Consider the following 12,139-nt stretch of genomic DNA (forward strand, 5'->3'; position numbering starts at 1 on the left):
CGGCTCCTCGACGCGCTTAACTCACGCCGCCTTCTTCTTCGCGGTGATCAGCTTGCGGTTGATCAGGCATTCGGCGATCTGCACGGCGTTCAGCGCCGCGCCCTTGCGCAGATTGTCGGAGACGCACCACAGCACCAGGCCGTTTTCCACCGTGGCGTCCTCGCGGATGCGGCTGATATAGGTGGCGTCTTCGCCGGCGGCCTCATACGGCGTGACGTAGCCGCCGGGCTCCTGCTTGTCGATCACCAGGCAACCCGGCGCGTTGCGCAGGATGTTGCGGGCTTCATCGGCCGTGATCGGATTCTCGAACTCGATGTTGACGGCCTCGGAATGGCCGACAAACACCGGCACGCGCACGCAGGTGGCGGTCAGCCTGATTTTGGGATCAAGAATCTTCTTGGTCTCCATCATCATCTTCCACTCTTCCTTGGTGTAGCCGTCCTCCATGAAGACGTCGATGTGCGGGATGACGTTGAAGGCGATGCGCTTGGGGAACTTCTTGTTGATGAGTTCGCTGTTGGTGTAGACGGCCTTGGTCTGCGAAAACAGCTCGTCCATCGCGTCCTTGCCGGCGCCCGAGACCGATTGATAGGTCGAGACCACGACGCGCTTGATGGTGGCCTTGTCGTGCAGCGGCTTCAGCGCGACCACGAGCTGCGCGGTCGAGCAGTTCGGGTTGGCGATGATGTTCTTCTTGGCAAAGCCCGCGGTCGCATCCGCGTTCACTTCCGGAACGATCAGCGGCACGTCCGGATCCATCCGAAAGGCCGACGAGTTGTCGATCACCACCGCACCGGCGGCGCCGATCTTCGGCGACCATTCCTTCGACACCGAACCGCCGGCCGACATCAGGCAGATGTCGACGTCGGAAAAATCATAGTGCTCGAGCGCTTTGACCTTCAGGGTGCGGTCACCATAGGACACCTCGACGCCGACGCTGCGGCGCGAGGCCAGCACCACGACCTCGTCGGCGGGGAATTTGCGCTCGTCGAGAATATTGAGCATTTCGCGCCCGACATTGCCGGTCGCACCGACGACAGCGACTTTGTAACCCATCGTTCACTCTCCGAGGAAAAATGCCGCCCCGCCGCGTCAAGCGGAAAGGGAGAAGGCAGCGCTTCTATGCGAGAAACGCCGATATGACAACGTTTGACGGCTGTGTTTGGGCGTTTGATGAATTCGGTTCCGGCCAGAACGGCCAATTCCCATTATACGACGAGAATTCACCCGGCGCTGGCAAGCTTCGTTGACGAGGTCTGCGGTACGCTGGCACGGCTCTGCGCCTATCTGATGACCCTGGCGCTGATGGCCATTTGCGGTATCGCGCTATGGCACCATTTGCCCGAGGTGACCGCGATGGAGACGTCGCCGAAAACCTGGAGCCAGGCCGGACGCACAGCGCCTGCGTTCGCGGTAAGCCATCTTATTTTCCCCAGCAAGACAGAGACTTACGAAGTTTTTCGGCATCCCGAGGGCGGTCGCAAGGACGTGTTCCGCTGGAGCGGCATCGGCGGCACGCCGGTCGCCGAGCTCGAAATCTATCGTCCGGGTGAAGAAATCGATCAGGTCGGCTCGGCGGCCGGCTACCTTGCCGCAAGGATGGATCCGGCTGGCCCGCGCGAGTTGGAGGCGGCCGGAATCGTCGACAGCAAGTTCGGCGCCGTGACTCTGTTTCGCCGGGTCGGCGGCACCGAGGCCGCCCGCGCCTGCCTCCGGTTTTTCAGGCATGTCGATGAGCCGAAATTCCGTCTCTCCGGCTGGTCATGCCTGGGCGAGGATTTGCCGGCCCGCCGCACCGCGATCGGCTGCATGCTGAACCGGCTGATCCTGCTGACGGCCGGAAACGATACAAAACTGACGGAATTGTTCGCCCACGCCGAAGTCCGGCGCAGCGATTGCGCGACGTCGGGCGCGCCGGTCTTGTCAGCGGATTGGGTGACGGGCACCGATAACCCGCATTTGCGCGGCGCCCTGTAATCCGGCGTTGGCGGGGTCTGCTTTCCGCGGCCCCTCACAATTGTGGCAACAAGCAGCCAAGACACTGGTTTTCATGAAACTTTTTCGCTTCGCGCCGCATTATTCCGGCGCGGTGTGGCGCAATTGACCTAGCGACGATGGTCTCGCCGTGGCTACAATGTCTGTAATCAGATCTGACGATCCGCCAACCTGTAAGGGCGGACAATGACGAGGATGCAATGACCCGAAAATTCCCCGCTGCGAGCAAGCTCGCGATGTTGCTTGCCGCGGCTGCCCTCGTCGCGCTCGGCTCCACTTCCGCCAGCGCCCAGTCCAAGCAGCAGCGATACGACCGGGATGGCCGCCCCTATTACGGGGCGAACGGTCCCAACCGTTCCTACCAGCAGGGCCCGCGCACCCGCGTCTTCGTCACCACGCGCTCATGGCTCGATGCCGGCACCGAGGTGCTGCCCGGCGACCGCAAGTTCCTGGACTACGCCTTCCCGTCGGATTTTGGATATCCGACGTTCGCGCGCGAAAACCTCAACCGGCCGATCGACCGCCAGCCACTCAACCCGCCGTCGGATATGGGTGGCTATCCGCTGACCGTCCCGCTGCCGCCGTATTAAGCTGCATTCGCCAGATGAAAAAATGCCCGGTCGAGACCGGGCATTTTTGTGACCTTCAGCGAGCGAACGACGGATCGTAGCGCTCACAAAACTGATCGATCGCCTCGGAGCGAAAATCGCTCAGGCGCTCGAAGATGATCTCATCCGGCCAGTCCCACCAGGCGATGCGGCGCAGGCTTTCGGCAACCGCATCCGGAAAGCGCTGACGGATCGGGCGCGCGGGAACGCCGCCGACAATCGTATAGGGCGGCACGCTGCGGCTGACGACGGCGCCCGCGGCAATCACCGCACCGTCGCCGACCGTCACGCCCGGCAGCAGGATGGCGGCATGGCCGATCCAGCAATCGTTGCCGACGATCACCCGGTCGCTGCGGCGCTCCGCAAAGAAGTCGCGGTCGCGGCTGGCCGTCGGCTCGTAATATTCCGGGCAATAGGTGAAGCGATGCTGCGATGGCCGGCCCATCGGATGGTTCGGTGCGCCGATCCGGACCGAATTGGCGATCGCCGTGAACTTCCCGATCACGGCGTCGGCGACCTCGCAATTCTCCCCGAGATAGGAATAGTCGCCGAGCGAGGAATATTCGATGCGGGTGTTGCACAGGACTTCGCAACGCCGGCCGATCTGCGCCTCACGCAGCCGCACCGTTTCATGGACGATTGTTTCCGCGAGCTTGGGGCGATGCGAATTGTCCATCAGACGGCTCCGTAGCCCGGATGGAGCGGAGCGCAATCCGGGGTCTGTCTCGCAAGTGGCTGGATTCCCGGATTGCGCTTCGCTTCATCCGGGCTACGACTCTAGCTGTGCAGCTTCTGCAATTCCTTCAAAATCGCCTCGCCCATCTGCGTGGTTGAGGCAGCCGTCGTGCCCTCAGACTTGATATCAGCGGTACGCAGTCCGCTGGCGAGCACGGCTGCGATCGCCGCATCGACCTTGTCGGCCAGCGCGCCCATGTCGAAGGAATAGCGCAGCGTCATGCCGAACGAGGAGATCATCGCGATCGGATTGGCGAGGCCTTGGCCTGCGATATCGGGCGCCGAGCCGTGCACCGGCTCGAACAGCGAGCGGCGCTTTTTGGTCTTGGCGTCGACTTCGCCGAGCGAGGCCGAGGGCAGCATGCCGAGCGAACCGGTCAGCATCGCCGCGATGTCGGACAGCATGTCGCCGAACAGATTGTCGGTCACGATGACGTCGAACTGTTTCGGCGCCTTCACCAGCATCATGCCGCCGGAATCGGCGAGCTGATGTTCCAGCGTCACGTCCTTGTATTCGCGCCCATGCACGGCCGTCATGACCTCGTTCCAGAGCACGCCCGACTTCATGACGTTGCGCTTTTCCATCGAGGTCACCTTGTTGCGGCGCTTGCGCGCCAGATCGAAGGCGACGCGGCCGATGCGCTCGATCTCATAGGTGTCGTAGACCTGGGTATCGATGGCGCGCTTCTGGCCGTTGCCCAGATCAGTGATCGTCTTCGGCTCGCCGAAATAGACGCCACCGGTGAGTTCGCGCACGATCATGATGTCGAGGCCTTCGACCGCCTCGCGCTTCAGGCTGGAGGCATCCGCCAGCGCCGGATAGCACACCGCGGGGCGCAGATTGGCGAACAGGCCGAGATCCTTGCGCAGCCGCAGGAGACCCGCCTCGGGCCGCACCTCATAGGGCACGCTGTCCCACTTCGGCCCGCCGACGGCGCCGAAGATGATGGCGTCCGCAGCCACAGCCTTGGCCATGTCACCTTCCGAGATCGACACCTTATGTGCGTCATAGGCCGAGCCGCCGACCAGACCCTGCTCGGTCTCGAATGACGCGATGCCCTGCTTGTTCAGCCAGTCGATCAGGCGCTGCACCTCGGCCATCACTTCGGGGCCGATGCCGTCGCCGGGGAGAAGCAGCAGTTTATGGGTCGCCATGTCGTTTACCTCCAGTTCGTCAATGCCGGGCAAAAGCGCGAAGCGCGTCTTCGCCCAAATGTCCCGGCCATCCACGTCCCGTTTGCGTTGGCAGTAAGACGTGGATGCCCGGCACAAGGCCGGGCATGACGGAAAATGTGAATTCCGGGCGGAGTGCTAAAACGCCGGAAGCGGATTGGCAAGGCATCGCAGGCAGGCCAAAAAGGCAGGGAACGAGCAACCCGCGCCCCCTCAAGAAGGCACCCAGACGGACCTCATGACATCAGCCATCATTTACGCCTTCGCTTCGGCCTTCTTCCTGGGCGCCGGGGTCGTCCTGGCACAGCTCGGCTTGCGGACCGTCGAGCCACTGTCGGGCGCGGCGATCAGCGTACCCTCCTTCACGGTGCTGTTCCTGCTGCTGTCGCCGCTGATCCTCCAGGACGAGCCGGTGGTCTGGCGCGGCCTGCCCATTTTCATCGCCATCGGTCTGTTCTTCCCGGCTTCGCTGACGCTGCTGACCTTTGCTTCGAACCGGTCGCTCGGGCCCGTGATCACCTCCACCCTCGGCAACCTCGCGCCGCTGTTTGCGGTGGCAACGGCGGTGATCCTGCTGCACGAGCCGCTGCATCCGCCGCAACTCCTCGGCCTCGTCGTGGCGGTCGCTGGCGCTGCGATCATCACCGCGACCCGCCCGCGCGACCTCGGCCATTGGCGAAGCTGGGCGCTGCTGTTGCCGCTGTGCAGCGCGCTGATCCGCGGCGTGGTGCCGCCGATCGTCAAGCTCGGGCTTGCTGTCTGGCCAAGTCCGCTCTGGGCCTGCCTGATCGGCTACGTCATGTCCTCGCTGGTGGTACTGACGGTGCAGCGCGTCCGCAAGGGCAGCTTTGTCGTGCAGGCGCCGCGCGAGGGTCTCTTTTGGTTTGCGATGACGGGGATCAGCAACGGCCTCAGCGCGCTGACGCTGTTCGCCGCGGTCCGCAACGGTCCGATCACACTGGTGGCGCCGCTCGCTGCGATCTATCCGCTGGTCACGGTGGCGCTCAGCGCGATGCTGCTCAAGCACATCGAGATCACCGCGCGGATCGTGGCGGGATCTGCACTGACGGTGCTCGGTGTAGCCCTGGTGCTGATTGGCTGATCCCGTTGCCGGATTGGCAAGACACCGTTGCTCCCCGTGGCGCTGTGCAACGGCCGCTTTGCCTGCCAGAATGGCCGCTGCCGGAGAATTTTGTGAAAGCCCCCGACCAACACATCTACGCGCACCCTGCGTGGCTGATCCTCATTCTATCGCTTGCGCCAACGATCGGTCTCGGAATCGGCCGCTTCGCCTACGCGCTGGTGCTGCCCGACATGCGCGATGCGCTCGGTTGGTCCTATTCCGCGGCCGGCTTCATGAACACGATCAACGCCGTCGGTTACCTGGCGGGCGCGTTGCTTGCCTCACGAATGATTCGGCGCTTCGGGCTGCCGCAAACCGTCCGCTGGGGAACGCTTGCCGCCATCGCCTCGCTGGCGCTATGCGCCGTCTCCGGCAATTTTTTCGTGCTGAGCTTTGCGCGATTACTGGCGGGTGTCGGCGCCGCGGGCGGGTTCGTCGGCGGCGCGGCGCTGGCCGCCACGATCGCGCAAACGCGCCCCGAACGCGCCAACTTCCTGCTCAGCCTGTATTATGCCGGGCCGGGGCTCGGCATTATCTCATCGGGGCTGATCGCACCATTCGTGCTGCAGGGCTTTGGGCCCGGATCGTGGTGGATCGTGTGGTGGGCCATGACGCTGCTCTGCGCCGTCCTGATCCTGCCGCTGTTGCTGGCGCCGCTCGGCAGCGGTGCTGCGATCGACAGCGCGGCGCCGGCCAGATTTTCCATCCGGCCGGTGCTGGTCTATCTGATCGGCTACTTCCTGTTCGGCGCCGGCTACATCGCCTACATGACCTTCATGATCGCCTATGTCCGCGACGCCGGCGGCGGCGCGCTGGCGCAGAGCGCATTCTGGAGCCTGATCGGCTTCAGCGCATTTGTGACCCCATGGGTGTGGCGGCGCGTGCTGGCGCTCGACCGCGGCGGACTCGCCACCACCATCATCCTCGGCACCAACGCCGTCGGCGCGGCGCTGCCGATCTTCGGGCACTCGGTATGGCTGCTCGCGATCTCGGCGCTGGTGTTCGGCGTCGCCTTCTTCGCGGTGGTCGGCTCCACCACCGCTTTTGTGCGCTTCAACTATCCGCCGCAGGCCTGGCCTGTGGCGATTGCAGCCCTGACGATTTCATTCGGCATCGGCCAGACGCTCGGACCGATCGTGGTCGGCGCGATCACGGACGCGGTCGGCAGCCTGTCGTTTGCGCTGAATGTATCCGCGGCGATGCTGGCGCTGGGCGCGGTGCTGTCGGCGTTTCAAAGGAAGGTGGGGCGGAAAATTTCGACATGATGCGTTCTCTATCCGCGCGTCGTCCCTGCGAACGCAGGGACCCATACCGCGTGATCTGAATTTTGGAGAAGGCTGGAGCAACAGCTTCGCATAACCACGGAATCCTGTGGTTATGGGTCCCTGCGTTCGCAGGGACGACGAGGCAGTTCGCTCTGATTAACTCCCGCTGAACGAATTATACCCCTGGTCTTCCCAGAAGCCGCCCTTGTAGTCGTTGGTGACTTCCATCGACATCACGTATTTCGGATTCTTGAAGCCGAGCTTGGTCGGCACCCTGATCTTCATCGGAAAACCGTAGGCGCGCGGCAGGATCTCGTCGCCGAACTTGAACGTCATCTGGGTCTGCGCATGCAGCGCGGTCGCCATATCGAGCGGCGAGTTGTAGCCGTCCTTGTCGGCGCACTGGAACCAGACATATTTGGCGCGCGTATCCGCGCCGATCACTTTCAGGAAATCGCGCAGCGGCGTGCCGGTCCAGCTTCCGATCGCGCTCCAGCCCTCGACGCAGATATGGCGCGTCACCTGCTTGACCTGCGGCAGTTGATAGAGCTCGTCCAGCGTCCAGGACTTCTTGTTCTCGACGAGGCCACGCACCTCGAGCTTCCAGGTCTTGCCGTCGACTTCAGGCGCCTCGTCGAGGTCGTAATAGGCATTGAACGGGAACGGTTTTGTGATGGCGCTTTCCGGGAAGGTCGGCGCCATGGCGTTGGGGTTGAAGATCAACGCCTGCACGCCGTCATTGAATTTCGAGACCTGCTTCAGCATCTCCTCGGCCGAGAAACTGTCCGTGACGTCGCAGCCGGTCAGCAGCGTCAGCGCGCCGAGGCTGGCGCCGCCGGAGATGAAGCGCCGGCGCGTCAGATCCGGCATGGTCTTGACGGCGTCTCTGATCAGAAGCGTCTTGTCGACGCCGGGGATCAGAAGCTTGCGCATGCGGCCCATAGTTGTTCTCCCCTAAATTAGCGGCCGATGATCATGGCGCGCAGGCTCTTCGGCACCAGAAGCGCGAGCGCGACGTGGACCACCATGAAGGCGACAATCGCCGCCATGCAGAAGAAATGGACATAACGGGCGCCCTCGTAGCCGCCGAACAACGCCGCCAGGTATTGCAGTTGCACAGGCTTCCAGAGCGCCAGACCTGACAGCACGATGAGGATGCCGACGACGATAATGCCGGCGTAGAGCAGCTTCTGCACGTAGTTGTATCTGGTGAGGTCGTCGTGCGACAGCTTGCCGGTCAGCGCAGCTTTCGTATCTGAAATCACGCCCTCCGGCGTGATCGGCAGCAGCTTCTTGCGGAAGCGGCCTGTGACAAAACCCAGCACCAGATAAATCAGGCCGTTGACCATCAACAGCCACATCGCGGCGAAATGCCAAAGTAGCGCGCCCGCGAGCCAGCCGCCCAGCGTGATCGAACGGGGGAATGTAAAGCCGAACAGCGGCGAGGCGTTATAGATCTGCCATCCCGACATGATCATCAAAACCATGGCGAAGGCGTTGGTCCAGTGCAGGGCCCGGACCCAGGCGGGCTGGATGACCTTCGCCTTGGTTGAGGTAGCTTGTTCGTCGCTGACTGTGACGGCCGACATGGCTCTTCCCCGCTTGCAATTCGCTATCAATTATACGCCGGGAACCGGCTTTCCGTTACTGCCATGACGCTATCAGATCGATGCACGGCGCGTATCGGGTTCACAAAAAAGCGAGCCGGGTTGCCCCGGCTCGCCAATCCACACGCCCTGTTGGGACCAGTCAGGGCGCGCGGGAGCTCAGGACGCCGGCATCAGCACGGTGTCGACCACATGGATCACGCCGTTCGACTGATTGACGTTCGAGATCGTGACCATCGAGGTTCCACCCTTGGCGTCGATGATCCAGACCTTGCCGTCCTGGAGCTTGACCGAGAGTTGCTCGCCTTCAGCGGTCTTGAGCTTCATGCCGTCCTTCAGGTCGGACGCGGCGAGCTTGCCGGGCACGACATGGTAGGTGAGGATCTTGGTCAGGGTCGCCTTGTTCTCAGGCTTCACCAGCGTCTCGACGGTGCCGGCCGGCAGCTTGCCGAAGGCGGTGTTGGTCGGCGCGAACACCGTGAACGGGCCCTTGCTTTCCAGCGTTTCGACCAGGCCGGCGGCCTTCACCGCGGCAACCAGCGTGGTGTGATCCTTCGAGTTGACGGCGTTCTGGACGATATTCTTGGAGGGGAACATCGCCGCGCCGCCGACCATCACGGTCTTTTCTTCCGCGCTGGCGGGCGCGGTGATGGTGGCGGTGAAAGCCAGTGCGCTGAACACGGCGGCGGACAGAAGTGCAATACGTTTGGACATGGAATCTTCTCCCGAGGATTGCGATGGCCGGCGGGGCATCCGCCGGTACTGAAAACAACGACGCCAGGCCGATTGACCGGGTTGATTTCGTCGTCGTTGGGCCGAGCTACGGGAGGTTTTTCGGCCGGTTTCGGCGAATAAATTATCGTGATGGCTGAAACTTTTGCGGGGGCGGGCCGTGCGGGGCTCGGGGCCGTAGCCCGGATGGAGCGGAGCGCAATCCGGGGTCGTCTCCGACGATGGAGCTGTCCCGGGTTACGCTTCGCTCCACCCGGGCTACGAGACCAGCGCAGTTGCTTCCAGCGCCTCCGCCGTCGGCGAATTCACCAAATCGGATCGAGCCAGGCGCACCGCGATTCCGACCTTGCGGAGCGTATGCGGGATTGGGGGGCTGAACTTGGACACGCCAACGGTGATGGTGTCGATCAATGCGAAGCGTCGCAGCAGGCCGATCGCAACGGCCTCCCCAAGCGCTTCCAGCGTTTGATATTTCATCGCGCCGGCGAGGCTCACCGCAGCGTCCACCACGGCATCGTAGCGGATCGATGCATCCAATCTGTCGTCCCGGTGCGTCGGAGCCGGATTCAACGTCGCGTCGATGTCGAAGGTGAATTTCTGGCCGAGGCTGCGTTCTTCCTCGAACAAGCCATGGTATCCGAAGGTCTGCAATCCGGCGATCTGGATGGTCGTCAACATTGGGCCGCTCCTTCATGAGAAGGTGGATCGGATTATCCGATTGCCCAGGCGCGCGGCTCAATTCCTCGCGCTTCCCGATGGTGCTCCATCTGCGATCGCCAGTCGCGCGAGATTGCTTGTATAGAGGCACAATCGACGCGGCTCAAGGGTGAGCCTGACATTTCCGAGCTGGCTTCGGAGCGCTGCAATGAATGTGGAATTGTACGGTTACCAATAACTGGCATTACTGTGGCGGTTCGCAACGGCTTGGGATGGCTGGAGCCCTCGCGATACCTGTGTGACGCTTGGGAGATGACGCATGAAGGACTCGATCTTCGCCGAGGGCGCCGGCTATGTCAGGGGGCGCTTCGTTCCGATCGCAGAGGCGACGCTGCCCGTCACGGATTGGGGTTTTACGCGGTCCGATGTCGTCTACGACGTCGTGCATGTGTTCAAGGGCGGCTTCTTCCGGCTGGTCGACCATCTCGATCGTTTCGAGCGCTCGATGGCGCAGCGCCGGATCCGGCCGCCGGAAGACCGCGCCGCGATCGAAGCGATCCTGCATCGCTGCGTGGCACTGACCGGGCTTTCGGACGCCTATGTCGCGATGGTGGCCTCGCGCGGACGGCCGCGCGTTGCGGGATCGCGCCGGCCGGCCGATTGCGAAAACCACCTGATCGCCTATGCGCTGCCCTGGATCGATGTCGTTCCCAAGGACGTGCAGGCGCGCGGAGCCCATGTCTTCATCGCCTCGACGCCGCGCGTGCCCGACGCCTCGGTCGATCCCACGGTCAAGAACTATCAGTGGAACGATTTGACCTCCGGCCTGCTGGAGGCGCACGACGCCAATTTCGACACAGCAGTGCTTTGCGACACACAGGGTTTCCTGACCGAAGGGCCGGGCTTCAACGTCTTCGTCGTGAAGGACGGAAGGGTGACGACGCCCGATCGCGGCAGCCTGCACGGCATCACGCGCCGATCGGTGCTGGAGCTCTGTGCCGAACTCGGCATCGAGGCTGCGGTTGAACCGATTCCCCGATCGGCGCTCGACCACGCGGACGAGGTCTTCCTGGCGACGACGGCCGGCGGTGTCATGCCCGCGTCGCGCATCGGCGCGCGCATCCTCGGCAACGATCGGCCCGGGCCGATCTCAATGCTGCTCAAGGATACCTACTGGCGCAAGCACGAGGAGGGCTGGCACCGGACGCCGGTCCGCCCCCTGGAGGCCGATGCCGGCGAATGAATTATCGTGATTTGTGAAACTTTTGAGAGCCCGAGCCGTGCCGCGACGACCCATCTCTCTCGTCGTCCCTGCGCACGCAGGGACCCATACCGCGTGATCCCTCAATAAGGCCCTGTGGCTGATGCCTATCGCCAAACTAAGGCCGGTGGCTATGGGTCCCTGCGTTCGCAGGGACGACGATGGAGAGAGTTCGTCCTAATCCCGATTATGCGGCGTCTGGATGAAGCCGCGATTATGCGTCGGGCTGATCAGGATCTCGTTCATGCACACGCGCGGCGGCATGCTGGCGACGAAGGCGATGGTGCGGCCGCAATCTTCCGGCTGCAGCATTTTCGCCTGCTCCTCCTCCGACGGCACGACGGGGCGCGATTTGAGAATCGGGGTCGCGACCTCGCCGGGCGACAGGCAGCAGGCGCGCAGGCCATTGACGCATTCATCCATGTTGAAGGAATGGGTCAGCGCCAGCACCGCATGTTTTGTGGTGGTGTAGGCCGGACCCGGCATTTTCGAGACGTGACGGCCGGCCCAGGACGCGACGTTGATGATGCAACCGTCCTGCTGCTTCCGCATCGCCGGCAGCACCGCGCGCATGCAGTAGAGCACGCCGTTCAGGTTGATATCGACGACCTTGTCCCAGCCGTCCACTTCCATGTCGGCCCAGCTTCGCTTCGGCACGTTGATGCCGGCGCTGTTGACCAAGAGATCGATCCGGCCGTGATTGGCGAGAATCTGTTCCGCCGCCTTGTCCACGTCGGCCTTGTTGCTGACATCGAGCGCGATCGCCTCGGCCTTGCCGCCCATTTTGGTGATATCGGCCACGACCTTGTCGAGGGCGTCTTTCCGCCGTCCCGAAACCACCACGATCCAGCCATCCGCCGCCAGGAATTCCGCCCCTGACGCGCCGATTCCGCTGCCACCGCCCGTCACCCAGGCCACGCGTTTCCCGCTATTTGTCATGCAAACTGTCTCCGTTGCTTTATGAAGGGCGTTCTTGCTATTCC

At 63.1% G+C, this 12,139-nt stretch carries 13 protein-coding genes and 1 riboswitch; of the genes, 5 read left to right on the plus strand and 8 right to left on the minus strand.

The annotated features are described in order from the left end of the window. Positions 1–21: 21 nt before the first annotated feature. Positions 22–1,056 carry an aspartate-semialdehyde dehydrogenase gene (locus C7G61_RS30290; RefSeq protein ID WP_108520717.1) on the minus strand — a complete coding sequence of 345 codons (1,035 nt, stop codon included), beginning with the start codon at positions 1,054–1,056 and terminating at the stop codon, positions 22–24. A 117-nt stretch (positions 1,057–1,173) separates the two neighbouring features. Here C7G61_RS30290 and C7G61_RS30295 point away from each other — a divergent pair, with 117 nt between their 5' ends. Together C7G61_RS30295 and C7G61_RS30300 are read left to right on the plus strand one after the other, a co-directional pair. Beyond that, positions 1,174–1,977, plus strand: coding sequence for a hypothetical protein (locus C7G61_RS30295; RefSeq protein ID WP_108520719.1), 804 nt, complete (start codon positions 1,174–1,176; stop codon positions 1,975–1,977). Positions 1,978–2,195: 218 nt separating this feature from the next. Continuing rightward, positions 2,196–2,585, plus strand: a complete 390-nt coding sequence (locus tag C7G61_RS30300) for a hypothetical protein (RefSeq protein ID WP_108520721.1) — start codon at positions 2,196–2,198, stop codon at positions 2,583–2,585. Between the two features lie 55 nt (positions 2,586–2,640). Here the strand turns inward: C7G61_RS30300 and C7G61_RS30305 are convergent, their stop codons facing one another. Together C7G61_RS30305 and leuB are read right to left on the minus strand one after the other, a co-directional pair. Beyond that, positions 2,641–3,279, minus strand: a complete 639-nt coding sequence (locus tag C7G61_RS30305; protein ID WP_108520723.1) for a DapH/DapD/GlmU-related protein — start codon at positions 3,277–3,279, stop codon at positions 2,641–2,643. A gap of 101 nt (positions 3,280–3,380) precedes the next feature. Continuing rightward, the gene (gene leuB, locus C7G61_RS30310; protein ID WP_108520835.1) at positions 3,381–4,493 is read right to left on the minus strand and encodes a 3-isopropylmalate dehydrogenase; all 1,113 of its coding nucleotides are present in this window, start codon (positions 4,491–4,493) and stop codon (positions 3,381–3,383) included. 256 nt (positions 4,494–4,749) lie between these two features. Here leuB and C7G61_RS30315 point away from each other — a divergent pair, with 256 nt between their 5' ends. Next, entirely contained in the window at positions 4,750–5,613 is an 864-nt protein-coding gene (locus C7G61_RS30315) for a DMT family transporter (RefSeq protein WP_108520725.1), read from the plus strand. A gap of 92 nt (positions 5,614–5,705) precedes the next feature. Beyond that, positions 5,706–6,899 carry a YbfB/YjiJ family MFS transporter gene (locus C7G61_RS30320; protein WP_190242026.1) on the plus strand — a complete coding sequence of 398 codons (1,194 nt, stop codon included), beginning with the start codon at positions 5,706–5,708 and terminating at the stop codon, positions 6,897–6,899. A gap of 156 nt (positions 6,900–7,055) precedes the next feature. Here C7G61_RS30320 and C7G61_RS30325 read toward each other — a convergent pair whose 3' ends face one another. The 4 genes from C7G61_RS30325 to folB form a co-directional block, all read right to left on the minus strand. Then, the gene (locus tag C7G61_RS30325) at positions 7,056–7,841 is read right to left on the minus strand and encodes a molybdopterin-dependent oxidoreductase (RefSeq protein ID WP_108520727.1); all 786 of its coding nucleotides are present in this window, start codon (positions 7,839–7,841) and stop codon (positions 7,056–7,058) included. A 17-nt stretch (positions 7,842–7,858) separates the two neighbouring features. After that, positions 7,859–8,488, minus strand: coding sequence for a cytochrome b/b6 domain-containing protein (locus C7G61_RS30330; protein ID WP_108520729.1), 630 nt, complete (start codon positions 8,486–8,488; stop codon positions 7,859–7,861). 177 nt (positions 8,489–8,665) lie between these two features. Beyond that, entirely contained in the window at positions 8,666–9,220 is a 555-nt protein-coding gene (locus C7G61_RS30335) for a fasciclin domain-containing protein (RefSeq protein ID WP_108520731.1), read from the minus strand. Positions 9,221–9,496: 276 nt separating this feature from the next. Then, complete coding sequence (folB, locus tag C7G61_RS30340; RefSeq protein WP_108520733.1) at positions 9,497–9,916, minus strand: dihydroneopterin aldolase; 420 nt, start codon at positions 9,914–9,916, stop codon at positions 9,497–9,499. Positions 9,917–9,951: 35 nt separating this feature from the next. Beyond that, a riboswitch (ZMP/ZTP riboswitch) is annotated at positions 9,952–10,032 on the minus strand. Between the two features lie 182 nt (positions 10,033–10,214). Here folB and C7G61_RS30345 point away from each other — a divergent pair. Then, complete coding sequence (locus tag C7G61_RS30345; RefSeq protein WP_108520735.1) at positions 10,215–11,138, plus strand: aminotransferase class IV; 924 nt, start codon at positions 10,215–10,217, stop codon at positions 11,136–11,138. A gap of 195 nt (positions 11,139–11,333) precedes the next feature. On the opposite strand, the gene C7G61_RS30350 is transcribed toward C7G61_RS30345, so the two are convergent. Continuing rightward, positions 11,334–12,095 carry an SDR family oxidoreductase gene (locus C7G61_RS30350; protein WP_108520737.1) on the minus strand — a complete coding sequence of 254 codons (762 nt, stop codon included), beginning with the start codon at positions 12,093–12,095 and terminating at the stop codon, positions 11,334–11,336. Between the last annotated feature and the right edge of the window lie 44 nt (positions 12,096–12,139).

This window comes from Bradyrhizobium algeriense (genome assembly GCF_003062295.1).
Classification (GTDB): domain Bacteria; phylum Pseudomonadota; class Alphaproteobacteria; order Rhizobiales; family Xanthobacteraceae; genus Bradyrhizobium; species Bradyrhizobium algeriense.